Below are 20748 nucleotides of genomic sequence, written 5' to 3' on the forward strand. Positions count from 1 at the left end.
TAAATATGCCCGTTTTTCGCAGGGTAACCCACAGGAGGAAAAGACGATGGAAAATTGCGCATGCAGCCCCGGTCCTTTAATGGACCAGATCAGAGCCGTCCGGCCCGAAGACTTTATCGAGCCGCAGATGGCCGAAGGAACGTTCGAGCCGATCGAGAAGATGAATCATTTCGAGAAGTGCGCCTTCACTGTCATGATGCGCCTCGACCAGCGGATCAAAGAGCTTCGCGAGGCCATCAAGGGCGGCCACCTCAAGTCCAACGAGGTCGGTCCGGCCGAGGCGGAAATCAGGGTGCTGGCATCGAAGCGCGATCGGGTCGAAGAGCGGATGTTCTTCTCCATCCACGACCGTCTCGACAACTGGGACAAACCGCTTGACGTCAGTAAAGGATGGAAAGTGATCATCCCCGAGGAGCGTGGCCAGATTCATGTCATCGAAGTGCAGCTCAAATCGCCAGCCGCCCTAGCTTCGATAATCGAAGCAGTGGCCGGCGCCGCCATGAGCGCACAAGAAGTGCCCGGCGCCGCTTGCGCCAAAGGCTGCCAGATTCACCGCGAAGGCAATGAAACCATGCACTAAGTAACAAACCCATCTTAACGAACCGGGCCGCTATCAAAGCGGCCCTATTTTTTTGCTCTGGACGGCACGCTTAATCGGTCTTATACTGATTATATGTTTGAAGAGCAATTAGAATTATTCAATCAGCCGAAAAAGGAAAAACCGGCAGTCGAGTCTAAATTGGAGGGCAGGTTTTCACCTGCCTTTTTGGCGGCCATAAGGCTATTCTTGCAGGAAAAACTCGCTATCGCGGACAAAGACAAAAAGGATTTCGACCTGCCCCGCCTGCTGACCGAGCTGAAAAAAAGCGGCGAGGGTTTTGACGCCTATGACCAGGTCATAGCACTGGCCCATTATCGGGAGGTGGCTGGCGTCAGCGATGAGCCGGCTGCTCGGCGCAAAGCGCAAAAGGATGTTAATTATGAAATGGCCAGATTGGCACGCGAGTTCGACCTGCCGCTTTTCGCCCCCGCTTATCCGAAACTCAAAGAACGGCCTGTCGAAACACCGGTTGAGAAGGCTGCAGAGATACGTGAGCCGGCAGATAATGGCAACCCGAAATTATTCAGGCGGGGAGGCCCCTTTATCAGCTACTCGCACAATGAAGAAGAAGAAAGGAAATAATCATATGAAAAATTTAAGGATCAAATTGATATCAAGCGCAGCGCTATTTGTTTTCGGCCTGTCTCTGGGGTTGCTGCTGTCCGTGCCTTCGCGGCCGGCGCTTGAGGCCGATAATCTGCGGCTTGATGAGCAAGAAGCGACGGTGCGGGCGATCAAAAAGGTTTCGCCGGCCGTGGTCAATATCGATGTGTATCAGAACGTGAAAACACCGTTGATCCTCTTGGGCAGCGGTACTTCCACGACCGAAAGCAGAAAAGAAAAAGTCGGCTCCGGCACAGGCTTCCTGATCTCTTCCGACGGCCTGCTTTTGACTAATAAGCATGTCATCGAGGTCCAGGATGCGAGCAAAGCCGAGTATAAGGTCATTATGCAGAATGGCAAACAGTATTACGCCCAGCTTATCGGCAAGGACCCGCTGAACGATCTGGCTATCCTGAAGATTTTCGATAAGAATCTGCCATTCGTCGAATTGGGCGATAGCGACAAATTGGCCCCAGGAATCTCGGTCATCGCCATCGGCAACGCGCTCGGCGTTTATCAGAATAGCGTTACCAAGGGCATCGTCAGCGGCTTGAATCGCGATATCATAGCCAGCGATCAAGCTGGTTCTCCTGAGAACCTGGGCAACGTGATCCAGACCGATGCCGAAATCAATTTCGGCAATTCCGGCGGGCCGCTGATCGACCTGGAGGGTAAGCTGGTCGGCATCAATGTCGCTGTCGACGCCTCAGGCTCATCGATCGGCTTCGCCATCGCGGTCAACGATGCCAAACCGGTCATCAAGAGCGCCCGTGAAGTCGGCCGAATAGTCAGACCGAGACTGGGTGTCCGTTATGTCATGATTACGCCGGATATCGCTAGGGAAAAGAAACTGACCTTGTCCAACGGCGCTTTGGTTGATAATGGCGGTAGTGGCCAGCCGGCAGTCGCAACAGGTTCTCCGGCCGAGAAAGGCGGAATAAAAGCGGGGGATATCATAATCGAAGCCAATGGCACCAAGATCGAAGGCCGTAACACCCTCCTGTCCGTGACCCAGAAGTTCAAGCCGGGCAATGTACTGAACCTTAAAATCTGGAGGAATGGCAAGACGATCAAAGCGGCCGTTACCCTGGACGAGTTCAAGCTGTAATTTCACCCGAAGTGCAATTTTTGCTATAATTGAATCATCTGTCCATCCGGGCTTCCGGAGGGACTATAACTAACTAAAAATGAGCCAGCTCATTTTCATGCTTATGAGCAGAACTTATCTCCAGCGCAAAAGTCTGCTTGCGCTTTTCATGATTGCTATTTTCGCAATCTCTTTTAATGTGACTCAAGGCGCCGCCACGCCGCCGCCAGCTCCTCTGCTTAAGCCGACAGGCATCAGGCTCGAATATCTGGGCCGCGACAATTACGGCTATAACTACCGCGTTTATTTGATGGTCAAGAACGAGGGCGGTGCCATGACTCCTAACAACACCACCACGACCCCGGCAATCATGCTAAATATAAATGATAGCAGCGGCTATGGAACGGTCGCAGTCAGGGAGTTCCCGATGCTGGCGGCTGGCGCTGAATATGCCGTCGCCTACACCCCCGCCAACCCGATTACGGCTTTTACCTATTCGCCCGGCGTGGCAGCTCCGGCCCCAGACTACAGAGGGCTTGCTGGCGCCTCTTTGATTATCCCGACATCGACGCCATATTTGTATGTCCAAGCGGGTATCATGCCTAACTCCAAATGGCTGGCGGATAACAGCCTCTACAAAAAGTTCACTAAAACCTTCGAAATCAAAGATGGCCGCGCCTTGGAATCGATGCCCGACTTCGTCGTCACCGATGTCAGGGTAATCCAAAGCAATGCGGCCACCAATCAGCAGTATGCCGCAGCAGTAAAGATCAAGAATATCGGCGGCCCAGCTTATAGTATCAGCGACCTTAAGAATTATAATTCCAACTATGCCGGCCTTGATCCAAGGAATCTGTTGGTTGCTCTGAGGACCATCGACAAGAATAAGGTAAAGTCCGGTTACCGCGTGGTCGTTAAATCGGCCTCGTCGACAGGAGCGATCATGCCGAGATTCAAGAGCGGTTTTGAGACTGAGGCCATCTTGCCCTTGCCCTTGAATGCCAAAGATTTGACCGGCTTAAGCCTAAAGGCTCAGGTGAATTTCAATTATATCTGGGCCAGGGACAACCTTAATGGCGGCGTTATCAACGGCATCGATCTGCCATTGCAGAATCCTTATAATCCACCGTATGACGGGTTTATCGAATCCAATCTGAGCAACAACAACTGGGTCGGTTATAAATCCATCGGCAAGCCGGATTTTTCAATCAGCAACCCGAGACTTCTTGGCGTCAAGGAAAACCTGCCATTGATGCCAAAGGTCATTTCCAGCTCGACCCCATTCGCTTGCTACCCAGGGCAATTGAAGGGAGACCTTGATCATGACGGAAAAGTGACTGCGAATGACGCCACCCTGATGACTCAGGCGTACCTGGGGGTACTGAAACCGGTCAATATGTGCTGTGTCGATATTGACGGCAACAGCAAGGTCGAGATCAGCGAACAGCAGAAGGTAACGAACGCCTCACTTGGCTTGACCAAGCTCGGTTATTGCAGTCCAGCCGTTACCCAGCCTAAATATTTCGCAGTAGCTAATGTGACAAATCAGGGCGCCCCGGCCTATATCGGTTCTACTACGGTCAGGGTCGCTTTCCGTATCAGTTTCATCGCTGGCGGCAAAGCCAGCACCACTGCGGCCATCGGCTATCTTTCCTCTAAATCAGGCTGGCTCAACAAAGGCTCGCTGGGCGAGGTCAAGACCGATATGACTGAAATCTTCAAGAAATACGGCACCGGCGGTTTCAGGATTACCAAGCACGTAGTAAAGATCGACGCCTCATCAGTCACGGACACGACGAAAGGCGTGCTTATCGAGGCGAATGATTTCAACAATACCGCTTCGTCAAAACAGTAAAAAGCCTAGGAAATTCTTGCGCTTCAAAACTGAATAGAGTATAATATCAAAGAAATCCACTATTTTGCGGATTTCTTTGTATAAAAGCCTAAAACTATGATTGAAATCAAAGATCTGGTAAAGAAGTTCGGCACGGCCAAAGTGCTGGACCAGGTGAGTTTTACGGTCAACAAGGGGGAAATCCTTGGCTTTTTAGGGCCAAATGGTGCCGGTAAGACCACCACCATGAAAATCATCACCTCGTTCTGGGGTGCGACCAGCGGCAGCGTTTCGATCGACGGCCTCGATGTCGCCGACCACTCGCTTGAGACCCGCAAGAAGATTGGCTATCTGCCTGAAAACGTCCCGCTTTATGATGATATGCGGGTAGATGAATACCTCCGTTTCATCGCGGAGGTGAGACAGGTTGATTCCGATAAGATAAAATCCCGCATCAAGGAGGTAGCCGAGCTGTGCAACCTGGAGAAGGTTTTGCATCGGCCGATAGATGAGCTGTCCAAGGGGTTCCGCCAGCGTGTCGGCTTGGCCCAGGCCATCATCCATGATCCGGAAATCCTGATCCTGGACGAACCGACGACCGGGCTTGATCCGAATCAGATCGTCGAGATCCGCGACCTGATCAAGCGTCTGGGCAAAGAAAAAACAGTCATATTTTCAACACATATCTTATCGGAGGTCAGTGCGACCTGCGACCGGGTCATCATCATCAACAACGGCAAGATAGTCGGCGAGGGCAGTCCGAGCGAGCTAGTAGCCAAGTCCGGCGTCAAGGAATTCCTGACGCTATCCGTGCGCGGCGACCAATTCGACGTGGTTGAGAAGATCCGCGGAGTCGAATCAGTCGCCCGAGTCGAAGTCAAGCGCTTCGAGGACGGCATCGTGAATCTGGAAATCGAGCCGGTCGACGGCCACGATCCGCGAGAAGCCGTGATGCGCGTCGTTATCAATTCCGGCTGGGGAATCGTCGAATTCACCCAGAAGCAGCACTCTCTCGAAGACGTCTTCCGCACCTTAACCGCAATTAACCACTAAGCGTATGAATAAGGAATATCTAAAAACGATTTACGTCTTGGGCAAGAAGGAGCTTTGGGGCTACTTCAATTCGCCGATCGCCTATATCTTTATCGGCGCGTACCTCATCGTCGGCAACTGGCTCTATTTCAACTCTTTCTTTCTGATCGGCCAGGCCAGCATGCGCGATTATTTCGCGATCCTGCCTTGGCTGTTCCTCTTCCTTTCTCCGGCCATAACCATGCGCCTTTGGGCCGAGGAGAAAAAATCCGGCACGATCGAATTCCTTCTGACCTTGCCGATAACCGACTGGCAGGCTGTGCTGGCCAAGTTCTTTTCGGCCTTGGCTTTCGTTGCGGCCGCGTTGCTCCTGAGCCTGTCGCTGCCAGTGACTGTCAGCTACTTGGGCGATTTGGAAGTCGGCCCGGTTGTCGGCGGCTATCTGGGGGCCTTGCTCCTGGCTGGAGCCTATCTATCCCTCGGACTCTTCATTTCAGCCATGACCAAGAATCAGATAATCGCCTTCGTCTTGGCACTGGCCGGCTGTTTCGGCTTCTTTGTCGTCGGAGCCGATTTCGTGCTTATTAGCGCACCTCAATTCGCGGCTCCGATCATGAAGTTCCTCGGTCTCGGCAGCCATTTTTATAACATCGCCAAGGGCGTAATCGATACGAAGGACCTGTTGTATTATTTCTCCTTCATCTTTTTCTTCCTCTGGCTGAACGCTCGGGTCATCTCGCAGCGTAATTGGCAATAAGGCAAACATATGATGCAAAAGATAAACAAAATCACCAAGTGGCAGAAGCAGGCCGGTTTCGGTTTGAACGTCTTACTGGTCCTAGGCGTCATTGCCGCCCTGAACTTCTTTTCTTATCAGCTTTTCCACCGTTTTGACTTGACCAACAACAAGAACTACTCGCTTTCTTCGGCCAGCAAGGATTTGGCGCGGGAATTGCCGGACATCATCAATATCAAGGTCTATTTCAGCGGCAATCTTCCAAGCCAGTACATCAGCTTGAAACAGGAGGTGCTTGACCTTTTGGATGAGTATCAGAATTACTCCAAGGGCAAAATCAAGGTTCAGGTCATCGACCCCCTGAAGGATAAGGAGGTCCTCTCGGAGCTGCGTTCAAAGGGAATTCCTGAGATCCAGTTCAATGTCTTGGAAAAAGACAAATACCAAGTGGTCAATGGCTATATGGGCATGGTTCTGAGCTACGGCGACAAGTCTGAGGTCGTACCAGTTCTGCAAGATGTCAGCAACTTCGAATACCTGGTCAGCTCGGATATCAAGAAATTAACCGCCAAGGAACCGATTGTTATCGGCACTCTGGCAGGCCATGGTACGCTGGAATGGGAAAAGGAAGCGACCAAGGCCGATAAGGCATTGAAAGAGCTTTATCAGGTCCAGGTTGTCGACCTGAAGACGGAAAAGACTATTCCTTCAACCATCAAGGCTCTCGTTATCGCCGGGCCGAAGGAAAAATTCACCAAAGATGAGCTCAAGGCTATTGATAAGTTCGTCATGGGCGGCGGCAGCCTGCTTCTCTTGGTTGACGGCGTCAAGATCGATAACGGATTATCTGCCAGCAAGAATGAGTTGGGCATGGAAGAGTTGCTGTCTGGTTACGGCGTCACCTTGAACAAGGATTTGGTGCTGGATGTTTCGGCCGGCATGGCGTCATTCAATCAGGGTTTCATGACTTTCAATATCGAATATCCATTCTGGCCCAAGGTCACGAACGGCTTGGATAAATCCAACCCGGTCGTTTCGCGCCTTCAGAGCATAGTCCTGCCGTGGGCCTCGAGCATCAGCATCAGCCAGGAGGTGGCCACTCAGAATCAGGTCGCTTATCTGGCTAAGACCACCAACCGCGCCTGGCATGCGACCAGCAACTTCAATCTGCGTCCTGACCAGGTTCCTACGGCTGATAGCGCCGACCAATACACATTGGCCGCCGCAGTCCAGGGCAAGCTGAAGAGCCCTTATGATCAGGGATCGACAGACAAGGCGAGGCTCATCATCGTTGGCGACAGCGATTTCTTGAAGGACGGCTTACTGGACACCGGTGACAACCTGGCGTTCTTCCAGAATATGGTCGATTACCTCGGTCTCGATGAACAGCTGATCGGTATCCGCGCCAAGGCCATTTCGAGCCATCCGCTGAAGGAACAGCTTTCTGACAGCTCCAAGATAGCCATCCGTTACGGCAACGTTTTTGGTATCACGCTTTTAGCCGTCGGCTTCGGCTTGTATCGCTATTATGCCCGTCGACGCAACAAGCGTCAGCCGGAAACCGAATAACGCATGATCAGAATTATCAAATTTACAGCCATGTGGTGCGCCGATTGCATCGTGATGCGTCCGATGTGGCAGGAAGTGCGCCAGCAATATCCTGATTTGGCCATTGAAGAGTACGATTTTGATGACCAGGCCGATCAAGCCAAGGCCTTCGGCATCACCACCGTCCCGACTACGATCTACTTGTCCCAATCAGGAGAAGAAATAATGCGTCGAGTCGGTATGCAAGACAAAGCTGAACTTTTCGATGAAATCAAGAACAATCTATCTCATTAATTAAATCTATGAAGAAAAATAACCTGGTTTTAGCGGCTATTTTATTGGTTCTTGTCGGTCTAGGGTTCGCCTACAACGGGCCGATCAAGTCCTGGCGCGAGAAAGCTGGACAGCCGAAAAATTTCCTTTCGGATGTGGATTTCGGCAAGATTGATAAGGTTGAGATCGGCAAGGCCAAGACCGTCTTAGTAAAGCAGGGCGATGATTGGAAAGTCGGTACTGACAAGAAAGCGGTTAACGCTAGTTCGGGTGCTATCGAACAAATGATCACTCAGCTCAAAGCCGCCCAGAAGAATCAGTTTGAATTGGCCAGCACTAACAAGGATCGTAAATCGGAATTCCAGACCGACAGCAGCGGAATCGAAGTCTCATTCTATCAAAGGGACAACAAGACGACCGTCGTAATCGGCAAGATGTCGAGCGATTATTCGAGCTCATATATCAGCCGTCAGGACGATGACAACACCTATCGGACCGTCCAGGCAAATCTCTGGTCAGTCTTCATGGCTGAGGATTGGCGTGACCTGGCAATCTTCAAGGGCGGCGACGCAACTAAGGCTCAGAAGGTCCGCTTGCAATTCCAGGACAAGCAGTATGTTTTGGAAAAGAAGGGTGAAGACTGGTTTGATGGCAAAAACAAGTTGAACAAGGACAAGGTCGCAAAAGTGATAGCTCGCCTGACCGAGCTGACTGCCGCCAAAATTCCGGCCCAGGATTTCAAGCCGACCGGTCTTGACAAAGCCTCTCTCATCGCCCAGGTTACTGGCGATGGACTGGATAGCACTTTGATGATCGGCAAAGAGGACGGCCAAGGGCAATTCTACGCCAAGAGGGGGGATAATGACTTGATTTATCTCATAGCTAAAGCCGACCGCGACGAACTGAGTAAGAAACCGGACCAATTGAAATAGCAGCTTCTAAGCCAGGCACCGAACAGTGCCTGGCTTTATATTTGGCCGTATAAATGGTATAATCGGTATAATGAATTAATATAAATCATTATGAAATATGACGTGGTCACCGTCGGCGGCGCGACTGAAGACATGACATTGTTCACTCATGAAGGCGTACTGATCGACAATAAGCATGACGTTCTGCGCCAGGAACTTCTCGGTTTCGAATACGGAGCAAAATTAGCGGTAGACAAGGTCGAATTGGCGTTCGGGGGCGGCGCAGCCAATGCAGCGGTCTCGTTTGCCAGGCTGGGACTCAAAACCGCCTCGAGAATAGCGGTCGGAAATGATGAGCGAGGATCGCAGATCGTCCGCCACCTGAAAAGCGAAAAGATAAACCATCGATTAGTACAGACGGTCAAGGGCCAGATGAGCGGCTTTTCGCCGATCATCGTCGGTCCCGACAACGAACATATCTCATTTTCCGTCCGTGGCGCCAACTCGTTTTTGGATATCGACCCCAGCACGGCCAAACAGCTCAAAAAATCCCAATGGGTATATCTGACTTCGCTATCCGGAGATTGGAAGCAGTTCTTGGATAAGTTATTCTCAGTCGACGGTCCTAAAATTGCCTGGAATCCAGGCCACACGCAGCTTGCTGCTGGCAAGAAGGCGTTGGCCAAGTATCTTAAGAAGACGGAGCTGGTCGTGCTTAATTTGGATGAGGCCAGGGAACTGGTCATCTCCGAACAGGCCTACAAGAGAAAACCTCTGTCATTCTTCGATGATCCGGCCAAAATGGCGGAGATCATTTCTTCGTGGGGTCCGAAGGTTGCCATCGTCACTAATGGCGGCAAGGGCGCTACTGCTTGGCGTGATGGCAAGGCGTACAAGGTCAAAGCCATCAACTTGAAAAGGAAAATCAATACCGTGGGCGTGGGTGACGCTTTCGGATCGTCAGTCGTCGCCGGCCTAATTATATATAAGGATGATCTGGCGAGAGCGATGAAACTGGCAGCTAACAATGCCGCTCGAGTGGCTTCGATCAAGGGAGCGCAGAACGGCTTGATAAGAAAGGCTGATTTAGTAAAATTATCGATATGAAAAAAAACAACCTGACCGTTCCGGTCGAAGTGTCGGCAAGACACATCCATCTCACTGCTGAACACCTAGCTGAACTCTTCGGTGAGGATTATGAACTGTCACCCATCAAGCCGCTTTCCCAGCCTGGAGAATTCGCCTCAAGCGCAGTCCTGGATATCCAGACCGAGAAAAACACCATGAAAGGGGTCCGGGTGCTCGGTCCCGTCAGAAGCTACAGCCAGGTTGAAGTCTCAAGGACAGATTCCTATTTTTTAGGCTTGATCCCGGTTATCCGTGAGAGCGGCGACATCAAGGGCACGCCAGGGATTACCCTGATCGGGCCGAACGGTACCGTCAAGCTGGAAGAGGGCGTGGTTTTGGCATATCGCCATATCCATTGCTCCTCGTCACGCGCCGAAGAGCTCTCCGTCAAGCATGGCCAGTTCGTCAAAGCCAGGATTGGCGGCCCTCGAGCGGTAGTGTATGAGAATGTCATGTTCAAGGTGTCTGATAATTACGATTGGCATCTGCATCTTGACGTCGACGAAGGAAACGCTGCCGGAGCCGAACCTGGCACGACTGCTGAAATAATCTTCTAACTTATGTCCAATGTCTTAGTCCTTAATTCAGGTTCGACCTCGGTCAAATACAAGCTGTTTGCCGCCGATGAGACAGAGTTGGCGGGAGGCCAGTTCGCTGAAAAGGATTTCAAATCAAACATCAAACAGCTTCTGCGCCAGGTGGTCGCTTTTGGCGATATCGAAGCTGTCGGCCATCGCGTGGTCCATGGCGGCTGGCAATTCTCCCGGCCGACCATCGTTACCTCGGCGGTGATGAATGAACTATCAGAGCTCAATTATCTGGCTCCGCTGCATAACCCGCACAACCTGGCCGGCATCGAGGCCGTAGCGGATTTTTTGCCGCAAGCGCCTCAGATAGCGGTTTTCGATACAGGTTTTTTCAGCGAATTGCCGGATCAGGCCAAAACTTATGCCTTGCCGCGAGATATCGCCAGTAAATATCATATACGCCGCTATGGCTTCCATGGCTTGAGCCATGAGTATGCCATGGGTGAAGCATCGGCCCAGCTCGGCAAAAAGACGGACAAGATCAATCTGGTATCATGCCACCTTGGCGGCGGCTCTTCGGTCGCGGCTATAAAGCAGGGAAGGCCGGTCGATATCTCGAATGGCTACACCCCGGCTGAAGGCTTGATGATGCAGACCCGCACCGGAGATATCGACCCTGGGTTGGTCATCGAATTGATGTACTTGCTGCCAGGTGAGATCAACGAGGATAAGGTCGGCGAAGTTTATCGCCTAATCAACGAAGAGTCTGGCTGGAAGGGGCTGACCGGAGGCATTTGCGATTTCCGCGATCTGCTGAGAGAAGTCTCGTTGGGCCAGCCCGCAGCGCTGGCGGCATTCGATGTGTTCACTTACCGCATTGCCAAATATATCGGAGCTTACTATGCGGTCTTGGAGGGAGCCGTAGACGCAATCGTCTTTACCGGAGCGATCGGAGCCGGCAACCCGGCAACCCGGCAAGCAGTCATGCGCAAGCTCCGCCACCTGTCCTCCCTACCTATTCTTGCCATCAATACTAACGAAGAGCTGAATATCGCCCGCAAAGTAAAATTAACCATTGCCAGATAAGATGCTGAAAAGGATTTTTTCACACCAGACGAATAGCGTGACGACGGCAGCCATCCTGGTTGCCTTTTCTTCATTGTTTTCCCGTTTTCTCGGCGTGGTACGCGACCGCATCCTGGCTGGGCAATTCGGTGCAGGCGACACTCTTGATGTCTATTATGCCGCTTTCAGGGTGCCTGACCTGGTTTTCAATCTTCTCGTGCTGGGCGCCCTCTCAGCCGGCTTCATCCCCCTGTTTACCGATCTGCTCAAGGATGAGAACGACACACGTAAGAATAATGAAGCCTGGCTTCTGGCTAGTAACATAATCAACATCCTCGCTCTGGGGCTTATTGCGATTTCAACGATCTGCATCATCTTCGCCCGCCCCCTGGCCGAAGCTTTCGCTCCCGGGTTTTCGCCCGAAAAACTTGACCAGACGGTCAACCTGACGAGGATTATGTTCCTTTCCCCCTTCTTTCTTGGCCTGTCGGGAGTCATCGGCGGCGTCCTTCAGTCGTTCAAGAGATTTCTAGTCTATTCTTTTGCGCCGATCATGTATAATCTCGGTATCATTGCCGGAGCAGTCTGGCTGGTGCCTATTTGGGGAACTTATGGCTTGGCCTGGGGCGTGGTTATCGGCGCCTTCCTCCATTTTGCCATCCAGCTGCCGACTGCCATCCAGTTGGGCTTCAAATATCGTCCGAGGCTGGGCTGGAAGGAACCATCTGTCCGGAAATTAGGACGCTTGATGGTGCCTCGAACTATGTCTTTGGCAATCTCCCAAGTCGACCTCTTGGTCAGTACGGCCATTGCAAGCACCCTGGCCTCAGGCTCGCTGACCGTTTTTAATCTAGCTAATAATATCCAGTCTTTTCCCATAGGTATCTTCGGCATCTCGTTCGCCACAGCCGTATTCCCGCTGCTCTCGTCCAAAGCCAAGGACCGCAAGGGCCTTGTCGAGATATTTTCCAACACCCAGCGGCAGATCCTTTTCTTTATCATCCCCTCGACTATGCTGGTCTGGGTCCTTCGCGCCCAGATCGTCCGTGTCCTTTACGGCTGGGGGCAGTTCAATTGGGAAGATACGGTGTTTACTATCGAAGCTTTGACCTTCTTCAGCTTTTCTTTATTCGCTCAAGCCAGCATCCCTTTGCTGGTGCGGATGTTCTACGCCCGTCAGAACAGCAAGCACCCTTTCTATATCGGAATCACCTCGGTGCTTATGGATATAATTCTTTCTCTCTGGCTATCGAGGACCCTAGGAGTTGCCGGCATTGCGTTGGCTTTTTCTATCGCCAACGTCTTCAATTATCTGATGCTCTGGACCATCTTGAGCCGGCAGCTTGACGGCTTGGACGGCCGCAAGATCCTGCTCTCATCTTCGAAGTTCGTGGCGGCTGGCCTGACGGCCATGCTGGTAGCGCAGTATGTCAAGATTATCCTTCTGCCATTCATCGACATGCAGACTGGCCTGGGTGTCTTTACTCAAGGCTTCACGGCCGGCATGATCGGATTGCTGGTTTACGCGGGGACGTGTGCTATACTTAAGAGCGAAGAGCTCGATTCGTTCTGGCAAGGATTAAAGAGGCGGTTGCCCTGGAAACAGCTTGAAAGCGAAGATCAGGGCGAGGCTCGAGGAATCTGATATGATCAATATACTTCTGTGGTACAATCGCAAGAAAGAGAAGAGACTCGCTATGCGTTTCGCAAGCGATCTGGCTTTCCATATGCACTCCGTCTATATTTATCTGGCTGAGCAGAATCGGACATTGCAACCAGGCAGCTGCGTCAAGGAGGCTGTCGGACTTTTGGATAATTGGAAAAAGATCAGCGAAAATCTTTACGAGCATAAGCCGACCGGGTTTGCCCTGGAGGTCAAGCCCGATAGCAAGCTCCTGCCCTTGACTAAAGATATCCTGGATATCGAACTCGAAGAAATCCTGACCAGCTATAAAGATCATGAAAAATTCGTGGTAATGAACGAAGCTCGAGCGCTGGTCGACGATTACTTCGATAAGAACTCATTTGTAGACAAGGTCGGTGCCTAGGGGCCATTTGACCGTTTGGCATAAAACTTGTAAGATATAGTCACTCAAATACCAGGGGCCCAAACTGGCTCCTCTTATTTATTATTGAGGATTTCAGGTAAAAAAATGGATAAAATTAGGAATTTTTGCATTATTGCTCACATAGACCACGGCAAATCAACTCTGGCTGACCGTATGCTTGAGCTGACCGGGACAGTAGAGAAGCGCAAGATGAAGGAGCAGGTTTTGGATAAGATGGACCTGGAACGTGAACGTGGCATCACCATAAAATTAGCGCCAGTGACCATGGAGTTCCAGGGTCATCGCCTTAATCTGATTGATACCCCCGGCCACGTCGACTTCAGTTATGAAGTTTCGAGGAGTTTGGCCGCTGTCGAAGGCGCTGTCTTGCTAGTTGATGCCACTCAGGGTATCCAAGCGCAGACTCTCGCCAATCTTTATTTGGCCATGGAACAAGATTTGGTAATTATCCCGGTAGTCAACAAGATCGACTTGCCGGCAGCCGACGTGCCCAAGACCAAAAGGGAAATAATGAAATTGCTCGGCTGTTCCGAAGATGAGGTATTGGCAGTCTCGGGCAAGACCGGCGAGGGCGTGACCGAGTTGCTGCAATCTGTCATTGCACGGATTCCGTCTCCGGCTGGCAAGCCCGATTCTTCACTAAGGGCTTTGATTTTTGATTCTAACTACGACGAATACCGCGGAGTGGTCGCTTACGTACGCATCATCGATGGCGCTGTCCGTAACGGCGAGAAGATCACTTTGGTTGCCACTCGCGCTAAAAGCGAAGCGATCGATGTCGGTATTTTCAAGCCCGATTACATATCAACCAAGGAATTGGCCTGCGGCCAGATCGGCTATATCGTTACCGGCTTCAAGGAAGTTGCTGATTGCCGAGTCGGCGATACGGTAATCCTTTCGAAGGATGCATTGAATGCCCAGCCGTTGACCGGCTACAAAGAGGCCAAGCCTATGGTTTTCGCTGGTATCTTTCCCAAGGAAGGGGACGAATTCCAGCTTTTGCGCGAGGCGATCTCTAAATTGAAGCTCAACGATGCCGCCCTGATTTACGAACCGGAACATTCCCAAGCCCTCGGTTTCGGCTTCCGCTGCGGCTTTCTCGGCTTGCTGCACTTGGAGATTTTCCAGGAGCGTCTTCGTCGCGAGCACAATCTTGATCTGATCGTCACGGTGCCGAGCGTTTCGTACCATGTCGAAAAGACCAATGGCGAAACCCTGATCGTGTCTAGTCCCCAGCTCCTGCCTCAGCAGAGTGAAATCAAGGAACTTGAGGAGCCATGGGTCAAGCTGGATGTGGTCACGCCCAAGGATTATTTAGGATCCATAATGAGTTTCGCCCAGGAGAAGCGGGGTGTGTATGTGAATACCGAATATCTGGACCAGGAGCGGGCGGTGCTGCATTATCAATTGCCGATGAGCGCCATCCTGACCGATTTTTATGACAAGATAAAAAGCATCAGCTCCGGTTATGCCTCGATAAATTATGAATTTTTGGATTATCGCCCGGCTGACGTGGTCAAGCTCGACATCCTGGTGGCGGAAGAGATAGTCGAATCGTTATCGACCATCGTCTATCGCGATGACGCTTTCCGCCGCGGCAAAGAAGTGGTCGAGGTCCTGAAAGAGACCCTGCCGCAGCAGATGTTCGTGATCAAGCTCCAAGCAGCGCTTGGCGGCAAGGTGATCGCGGCTGAGCGCATCTCGGCCATGCGCAAAGATGTTACGGCCAAACTGTACGGCGGTGATGTTTCCCGCAAGAGAAAGCTTTTGGAAAAGCAGAAGAAGGGCAAGAAGAAGATGATGGCCATGGGTCGCGGCAGCGTTGACATCCCGAGCGACACATTCGTCAAAATTCTAAAAAGATAACATACAAACTTATGTTTGACACTAAAAGAAGCAGAAAAATCAGAGTCGCCTGGGCTATCGTCAGCCTGATGGTAATTTTTTCAATGGTCATTTGGTCAGTCGGGATCGCCTTCATGCAGTAATCCGCATAATTCGTTTCAGATAAGGTTGCAAATTCAGTTATTAATTTTTTAAAATAAGCTAAAATGTCAAAACGTCATTGGCAGCTCCGTGATAGCATCACCACTGCCGCAACTGACGCCTTGTCGAGTTATGACCAAATAACCGCACAACTCCTGTTTAATCGCCACATTACCGAACCAGAGACGGCTGAGGCCTTTCTTTCGTCGGATTACCTGACGTATAAGCATGCGCCTTCGTTGTTCAGTCAGATCGAAGCCGCAGTCGAACAGATAATCGGGGCGATCAAGGCGGGCAAGAAGATTGTTATTTACGGTGATTATGACGCCGACGGCGTAACCGCCACCGCCTGTCTCTTGGAGGTGCTGTCGACGCTCAAGGCTAAGACCGACATCTATATTCCCGATCGCGTTTCCGAGGGCTATGGCTTGAACCGCCAAGCGATCGATGAGATTGCGGCCAATGGCGCTGGATTGATAATTACGGTCGATAACGGCATCCGCAATAAAGAGGAGGTTGCCTATATCAAGTCAATCGGCCTCGAAGTTATCATTACCGATCATCACGTTCCGCCGCCCGAGGACGAGGCGATGCCCGACTGCTTGGTAATCAATCCGATGGTGGCAACGGAAACCTACCCATTCAAATATTTGGCCGGCGTCGGAGTCTCGGCCAAATTAGCTATGGCCATAATCGAGCGCTCGAAATTGGATCAGGAGATGAAGCTTCGGCTGGAAGAGCGGATACTGGACTTGGTTGCTCTCGGCACGATCGCCGACTGCGTCCCTTTGGTAGGCGAGAATCGGGTCTTGGTCAAGCGCGGTCTCGAGATATTGAACCAGACGCGTCGGATCGGTTTGAAAGAATTGATCAAGATAGCCAAGATCAACCCCGAACGCTCGATCGACAGCTGGAACGTCAGTTTCCAGCTGACACCTAGATTGAATGCTGCCGGACGCATGGATCATGCAAATACCGCTTTCGAATTGCTAGTCACCCGCGACCAGGCTGTGGCCGAGAAATTGGCGCAAGGCCTGAATGAGCGCAACCAGGAACGGCAGAAGGTGACTGAAGATATAGTGAAGGCGATAATCGCCAACGTCGAGGCAGAGAGGACCGCTGACAAGATAATCGTTGCGGTGAGTCCTAGCGTCTACGGACAGGGCGAACCCTGGAACGAGGGCACGGTCGGATTGGTGGCTGGGCGGTTGTCGGAAAAATACTATCTTCCCGCGCTTGTCATAACCGGAAACAATGATGAAATCAAAGGGTCAGGCCGCAGCATCGATCAGTTCAATCTGATCAAGGCAGTGGAAGCCGTCAAGGATTCGTTGCACAAGTACGGCGGTCATGCCGCCGCTTGCGGTTTCAGCATCAAAGGCCAGGAAAATCTGGAGCGTTTCATCAAGGACATCACTGAAGCGGCCAACAAGACCCTTGGCGGCCTAGATCTGAAGCCAAGCTTGAAAATCGAGACCGAGATTGACTTGTCCTTGGTTGATGAGAGCTTTCTTAGCCAGATCGAGCGATTCGCTCCTTTCGGTGAAGGCAATCCCCGCCCGGTTTTCTTAAGTCGTCAGATCAATATCGTCGACGTCGCCAAATTGGGCTGGGACGGGCGCCACCTGCGCCTGAAACTCAGGAACTCAACCTCCAAGGTCAAGACCGCTCTCGGTTTCGGCCAGGCGGAAGAATGGCCAGATTTGAAAATCGGTGATACAATAGACCTAGCTTATTATATGGAATTGAACGAATTCAACGGCAAAAGGGAGGTGCAGCTACGCATCATCGACTTGAAGCCATCAAACGCATGAATGAAAAATTGATCATATTTACCGATGGGGGCGCGCGAGGCAACCCCGGACCAGCCGCTATCGGAGCCGTCATTTATGACGAGCAGCGCCAAGTCCTGTCGGAGATTTCCGAATACATCGGCGAGACCACGAATAATCAGGCGGAGTACAAAGCCGTTGTGGCAGCCATTGCAAAGGCCAAGGAGCTGGGTGCGAAAGAAGTTGATTTTTTCCTGGATAGCCAGTTGGTAGTCGAACAGCTCAACGGCAATTATAAGGTCAAGAATAAAGACTTGGCTCCGTTGTTCGTTCAGATATACAATGCCAGTCTCGGCTTTCGCAAGGTCAGGTACACTCACGTTCGGCGAGAGCAGAATCAGGAGGCGGATAAGCTAGTGAATTTAGCCCTGGATAATAGGTAGAGTTCGGACGATTAGCTCAGTTGGTTAGAGCGCACCGTTCACATCGGTGAGGCCACAGGTTCGAGTCCTGTATCGTCCACAAACAAAACACACCCGCCAGGGTGTTTTTTGTTTGTGGCGGTATCAGATTGCGAAAACCTGCAAAGGAATGAGTTAAGATCCATAAAATCATTGTTGGTATCTTGTTCAGATAAATTATTTGCGGTTAAAACTTTTCATGAGAGACGGGGCTTCCGCCCCTTCGAGTCCTGTATCGTCCACAAACAAATCACACCCGCCAAGGTGTTTTTTTGTTTGTGGTGCAGCAATTGATAATAAATTGTTTATGCGGCATCTCTTTGCTATACTGATATGTAGACACGAGATAATTTTAAAGATCATGACGAACTTGCTTTCAATAATGTTCATACTTTCGGTCGGGCCGCTGGTCGGTTCGCTTATCGGTGTGGTTAAGAAACCCGATCAAAGATATTCTTTGCTGATGCTTTCATTTTCAGCCGGAGTGATGCTTATGGTCTCTTTTTATGAGCTGATTCCGGAAAGCCTCCAATTCGTCAATGTTCCCACCATGCTTTTCGGCGTACTGCTGGGAGGTTTGATGATTAATTTCGTAAGCCGGATCATGAGGCATGTCAAAACCGTGACGCCCTGGTATCAGCTCAAGCGCCGCAAGTTCGAGCGTGTTGTCATTCTTCTTATCGTCGGCATACTCTTCCATAATTTCCCCGAAGGCATGGCGATCGGTTTGAGCGCCCTCTCTAGCTGGGAGATGTCGTTGAGGGTTGCCTTAGCCATAGCTATCCATGACATACCTGAAGCGATAGCGACCACGGTGCCGTATTATCAACTGACAGGGAACAAGCTCCAGTCTGTCCTGGTCACGATGTCTACCTTGGTGCCGACGGTATTCGGTTTTGTCCTAAGCTATTATTTCTTCCATGACTTGCCTCTTGATGTAGTCGGTTTTTTCATTGCGATCACCGCCGGAATTATGATTTTTATTTCCGCTTTCGAACTGATTCCGAACTCGGTTTTTGCCAGCCGAAATCGCTTGGCCCCTTCAGTCAGTATGGTTTTGGGGGTTATTTCGGTCGTGTTAGTCAGTTTATTAAATGCATATTAGAACATAAAAGCCGTAATTATCAAAATTTTTAAGCCTTTTTTAGTAAAATATTATCTAACATTAGGTAATATTTTTATATTGACTTTTAGCCTGTCGGGTGCTAGTATTTAGTGGTAAACTATCTTTAAAAATCAATAATTCCAAGGCAAGCGGGCAATTGCTGAAATAGTAAAACGCTATTTTAGAGGAAAGTCCGGACTCCGAAAGAATGAAAATTCTTGAAAGCGATGGTGGCTAACGGCCACGGGGAGAAATCCTACGGAAAGTGCCACAGAGACGATACTAGCCGTCAAAGACGGTGAAAGGTGAAAAGTGCCAGGGTGTTTTGGTTCTAACGGCATGCCAGTGAACGAAAGCTACTTGGTTCGCACCCGTGTGAACGGGCTGCGTGGCAAACCCCATCCGGAGCAAGAGCAAACCATCCGCTTTAGGGCGGATGATGAAAAGTGGCTCGCTTGAGGGTGTCGGCAACGGCACACCCAGATAGATAATTGCCTCCCGCGAAGCGGCAGACAGAATCCGGCTTACAGCTTGCCTTGGAATTATTGAGTTTTAATTTCCAATTATGAAACGATCGGAGCTGGTGTTCTCATTTTTGTTGGTGCCGCTGGATTTCCTAATGATCGTCCTGGCCGGCATCTCGGCCTACAACTTGCGCTTCGCTCAGATTACCACCGAAATCCGGCCGGTAATTTTTAATTTGCCTTTCGCGGAGTTCTTGCAGATCCTACTGGCCATCGCCATGGCCTGGCTGATGATTTTCGCTTTTGCCGGCCTTTACCGCATCAAGGGCACAAAGAGCTTGGTTGAGGAGCTCTACAGTATCGTGCAGGCCTGTTCTACCGGTCTGGTCCTGGTGGTGATCATTCTGTTCTTCTCCCGTGAGTTATTTTCCTCTCGTTTCATCGTATTGGCGGCCTGGCTCTTGGCCATATTGTATATCGTCATCGCCCGCTCGCTTATCCGCCTGATACAACGGGTGCTTTTCAGCTACGACATCGGCGTGCATAAGGTCGTGGTAGTCGGCAATAGTAAGACAGCCGACATTCTGATCAACCGCTTTTCCAGCCAGAAGGCTAGCGGTTATGAGGTGATGAAGCGCCTGCGCGATTTCAGCATCGAAACTTCCCAGGAACTGGAAGAGTTTCTTAAAAACAAGGAAATTGATGAGATTATCCAGGCTGACCCCAACCTTTCCAAAGCTGAAATATTGCGCTTGTTTGATTTTGCTGATGAACATCATCTGACTTTCAAATACGCCGCCGATCTGCTTGATGCCAAGGTTTTGAAGACCGAGGTCGACGAGATCGCCGGCATCCCGATCGTCGAGGTCCAGCGAACTTCTCTGGAGGGCTGGGGCCGGATCATCAAGCGCTTCTTCGATATCGTCAGTTCGGTGGTCCTGATTATCTTGACCAGCCCGATCACGATTGTGACGGCAATCATCATCAAGATGGATTCGCGCGGACCGGTCTTCTTTTCCCAGCGCGATGACGGCTCGCCCGTCTTCCGTGTCGGCCAAGGCGGCAGGTTGTTCCGCTATTTCAAATTCCGCTCAATGCGTCCAGGTACCGACAGTATGCGCTATACCGACCTTGCCGACCGCGACTTGCGCTCTGGTTCACCCCTGGTCAAGATCAAGGATGACCCGCGCGTCACTCGGATCGGCCGCTTCATTAGGCGTTACAGCATCGACGAGCTGGCTGAGCTTTTCCTGGTTTTTCGAGGAGACATGAGTCTCGTGGGACCGAGGCCGCATCTGCCGGAAGAGGTTGCCAAGTACGAGCAGTCGCACAAGAAAGTGCTGACCATCAAGCCGGGTATCACCGGCTTGGCCCAGGTCTCCGGAAGGAGCGATCTTTCATTCGAGGAAGAAGTGAAGCTCGATACCTATTATATTGAGAATTGGTCGTTACTGCTCGACCTCTCGATCTTGCTCAAGACGCCATGGGCAGTGCTCAAGAGCCGCAAGGCAGAATAATTCGGAAATTTTAGAAACACATAGAAACA

Annotated in this window: 19 protein-coding genes, 1 tRNA gene and 1 other RNA gene; all 21 read left to right on the forward strand. The window is 51.0% G+C overall.

Annotation, left to right across the window (positions count from 1 at the left end; translation table 11 throughout):
- Nucleotides 1-46: 46 nt before the first annotated feature.
- Nucleotides 47-580, forward strand: a complete 534-nt coding sequence (locus HGA34_00560; GenBank protein ID NTW22020.1) for a hypothetical protein — start codon at nucleotides 47-49, stop codon at nucleotides 578-580.
- Between the two features lie 93 nt (nucleotides 581-673).
- Nucleotides 674-1183, forward strand: coding sequence for a hypothetical protein (locus HGA34_00565; protein NTW22021.1), 510 nt, complete (start codon nucleotides 674-676; stop codon nucleotides 1181-1183).
- A 4-nt stretch (nucleotides 1184-1187) separates the two neighbouring features.
- Complete coding sequence (locus HGA34_00570; GenBank protein NTW22022.1) at nucleotides 1188-2312, forward strand: PDZ domain-containing protein; 1125 nt, start codon at nucleotides 1188-1190, stop codon at nucleotides 2310-2312.
- 103 nt (nucleotides 2313-2415) lie between these two features.
- The gene (locus HGA34_00575) at nucleotides 2416-4146 is read left to right on the forward strand and encodes a hypothetical protein (GenBank protein NTW22023.1); all 1731 of its coding nucleotides are present in this window, start codon (nucleotides 2416-2418) and stop codon (nucleotides 4144-4146) included.
- A 96-nt stretch (nucleotides 4147-4242) separates the two neighbouring features.
- Nucleotides 4243-5178, forward strand: a complete 936-nt coding sequence (locus HGA34_00580) for an ATP-binding cassette domain-containing protein (GenBank protein ID NTW22024.1) — start codon at nucleotides 4243-4245, stop codon at nucleotides 5176-5178.
- Between the two features lie 4 nt (nucleotides 5179-5182).
- Complete coding sequence (locus HGA34_00585; GenBank protein ID NTW22025.1) at nucleotides 5183-5914, forward strand: ABC transporter permease subunit; 732 nt, start codon at nucleotides 5183-5185, stop codon at nucleotides 5912-5914.
- Between the two features lie 9 nt (nucleotides 5915-5923).
- Complete coding sequence (locus HGA34_00590; protein NTW22026.1) at nucleotides 5924-7462, forward strand: GldG family protein; 1539 nt, start codon at nucleotides 5924-5926, stop codon at nucleotides 7460-7462.
- 3 nt (nucleotides 7463-7465) lie between these two features.
- Nucleotides 7466-7735 carry a thioredoxin family protein gene (locus tag HGA34_00595; protein NTW22027.1) on the forward strand — a complete coding sequence of 90 codons (270 nt, stop codon included), beginning with the start codon at nucleotides 7466-7468 and terminating at the stop codon, nucleotides 7733-7735.
- 8 nt (nucleotides 7736-7743) lie between these two features.
- Complete coding sequence (locus HGA34_00600; protein ID NTW22028.1) at nucleotides 7744-8646, forward strand: DUF4340 domain-containing protein; 903 nt, start codon at nucleotides 7744-7746, stop codon at nucleotides 8644-8646.
- Nucleotides 8647-8736: 90 nt separating this feature from the next.
- Nucleotides 8737-9732: a carbohydrate kinase family protein gene (locus HGA34_00605; protein ID NTW22029.1), complete on the forward strand. Its 996-nt coding sequence runs from the start codon at nucleotides 8737-8739 to the stop codon at nucleotides 9730-9732.
- Entirely contained in the window at nucleotides 9729-10310 is a 582-nt protein-coding gene (gene pduL, locus HGA34_00610) for a phosphate propanoyltransferase (protein NTW22030.1), read from the forward strand. The genes HGA34_00605 and pduL overlap by 4 nt, the downstream gene beginning before the upstream one ends.
- Nucleotides 10311-10313: 3 nt before the next feature.
- Nucleotides 10314-11366, forward strand: coding sequence for an acetate/propionate family kinase (locus HGA34_00615; GenBank protein NTW22031.1), 1053 nt, complete (start codon nucleotides 10314-10316; stop codon nucleotides 11364-11366).
- A 1-nt stretch (nucleotide 11367) separates the two neighbouring features.
- Complete coding sequence (murJ, locus tag HGA34_00620; protein ID NTW22032.1) at nucleotides 11368-12990, forward strand: murein biosynthesis integral membrane protein MurJ; 1623 nt, start codon at nucleotides 11368-11370, stop codon at nucleotides 12988-12990.
- Nucleotide 12991: 1 nt separating this feature from the next.
- Nucleotides 12992-13393, forward strand: coding sequence for a hypothetical protein (locus HGA34_00625; protein ID NTW22033.1), 402 nt, complete (start codon nucleotides 12992-12994; stop codon nucleotides 13391-13393).
- 105 nt (nucleotides 13394-13498) lie between these two features.
- Complete coding sequence (gene lepA / locus HGA34_00630) at nucleotides 13499-15280, forward strand: elongation factor 4 (protein NTW22034.1); 1782 nt, start codon at nucleotides 13499-13501, stop codon at nucleotides 15278-15280.
- Nucleotides 15281-15465: 185 nt separating this feature from the next.
- Nucleotides 15466-17214: a single-stranded-DNA-specific exonuclease RecJ gene (gene recJ / locus HGA34_00635; GenBank protein NTW22035.1), complete on the forward strand. Its 1749-nt coding sequence runs from the start codon at nucleotides 15466-15468 to the stop codon at nucleotides 17212-17214.
- Complete coding sequence (locus tag HGA34_00640) at nucleotides 17211-17615, forward strand: ribonuclease HI family protein (protein NTW22036.1); 405 nt, start codon at nucleotides 17211-17213, stop codon at nucleotides 17613-17615. Before recJ ends, HGA34_00640 begins: the two co-directional genes overlap by 4 nt.
- 5 nt (nucleotides 17616-17620) lie before the next feature.
- Nucleotides 17621-17694 (forward strand) — tRNA-Val (locus HGA34_00645).
- A 300-nt stretch (nucleotides 17695-17994) separates the two neighbouring features.
- Entirely contained in the window at nucleotides 17995-18738 is a 744-nt protein-coding gene (locus tag HGA34_00650; GenBank protein NTW22037.1) for a ZIP family metal transporter, read from the forward strand.
- Nucleotides 18739-18879: 141 nt separating this feature from the next.
- Nucleotides 18880-19281: RNase P RNA component class A (gene rnpB, locus HGA34_00655), an RNA gene on the forward strand.
- 22 nt (nucleotides 19282-19303) lie between these two features.
- Entirely contained in the window at nucleotides 19304-20719 is a 1416-nt protein-coding gene (locus HGA34_00660; GenBank protein NTW22038.1) for a sugar transferase, read from the forward strand.
- Nucleotides 20720-20748 lie beyond the last annotated feature (29 nt).

It is taken from the genome of Candidatus Falkowbacteria bacterium (genome assembly GCA_013336275.1).
GTDB lineage: Bacteria > Patescibacteriota > Patescibacteriia > Patescibacteriales > GWE2-39-37 > JAAXUA01.

What these genes read in the sequence shown, in the direction of transcription:
- HGA34_00625 (NTW22033.1), top strand. Translation starts at nt 12,992, where the DNA reads ATGATCAATATACTTCTGTGGTACAATCGCAAGAAAGAGAAGAGACTC.
- HGA34_00575 (NTW22023.1), top strand. Translation starts at nt 2,416, where the DNA reads ATGAGCAGAACTTATCTCCAGCGCAAAAGTCTGCTTGCGCTTTTCATG.
- HGA34_00570 (NTW22022.1), top strand. Translation starts at nt 1,188, where the DNA reads ATGAAAAATTTAAGGATCAAATTGATATCAAGCGCAGCGCTATTTGTT.
- HGA34_00580 (NTW22024.1), top strand. Translation starts at nt 4,243, where the DNA reads ATGATTGAAATCAAAGATCTGGTAAAGAAGTTCGGCACGGCCAAAGTG.
- lepA (NTW22034.1), top strand. Translation starts at nt 13,499, where the DNA reads ATGGATAAAATTAGGAATTTTTGCATTATTGCTCACATAGACCACGGC.
- HGA34_00595 (NTW22027.1), top strand. Translation starts at nt 7,466, where the DNA reads ATGATCAGAATTATCAAATTTACAGCCATGTGGTGCGCCGATTGCATC.
- HGA34_00650 (NTW22037.1), top strand. Translation starts at nt 17,995, where the DNA reads ATGACGAACTTGCTTTCAATAATGTTCATACTTTCGGTCGGGCCGCTG.
- HGA34_00585 (NTW22025.1), top strand. Translation starts at nt 5,183, where the DNA reads ATGAATAAGGAATATCTAAAAACGATTTACGTCTTGGGCAAGAAGGAG.
- HGA34_00605 (NTW22029.1), top strand. Translation starts at nt 8,737, where the DNA reads ATGAAATATGACGTGGTCACCGTCGGCGGCGCGACTGAAGACATGACA.
- HGA34_00565 (NTW22021.1), top strand. Translation starts at nt 674, where the DNA reads ATGTTTGAAGAGCAATTAGAATTATTCAATCAGCCGAAAAAGGAAAAA.
- HGA34_00615 (NTW22031.1), top strand. Translation starts at nt 10,314, where the DNA reads ATGTCCAATGTCTTAGTCCTTAATTCAGGTTCGACCTCGGTCAAATAC.
- HGA34_00560 (NTW22020.1), top strand. Translation starts at nt 47, where the DNA reads ATGGAAAATTGCGCATGCAGCCCCGGTCCTTTAATGGACCAGATCAGA.
- recJ (NTW22035.1), top strand. Translation starts at nt 15,466, where the DNA reads ATGTCAAAACGTCATTGGCAGCTCCGTGATAGCATCACCACTGCCGCA.
- pduL (NTW22030.1), top strand. Translation starts at nt 9,729, where the DNA reads ATGAAAAAAAACAACCTGACCGTTCCGGTCGAAGTGTCGGCAAGACAC.
- HGA34_00640 (NTW22036.1), top strand. Translation starts at nt 17,211, where the DNA reads ATGAATGAAAAATTGATCATATTTACCGATGGGGGCGCGCGAGGCAAC.
- murJ (NTW22032.1), top strand. Translation starts at nt 11,368, where the DNA reads ATGCTGAAAAGGATTTTTTCACACCAGACGAATAGCGTGACGACGGCA.
- HGA34_00600 (NTW22028.1), top strand. Translation starts at nt 7,744, where the DNA reads ATGAAGAAAAATAACCTGGTTTTAGCGGCTATTTTATTGGTTCTTGTC.
- HGA34_00590 (NTW22026.1), top strand. Translation starts at nt 5,924, where the DNA reads ATGATGCAAAAGATAAACAAAATCACCAAGTGGCAGAAGCAGGCCGGT.
- HGA34_00660 (NTW22038.1), top strand. Translation starts at nt 19,304, where the DNA reads ATGAAACGATCGGAGCTGGTGTTCTCATTTTTGTTGGTGCCGCTGGAT.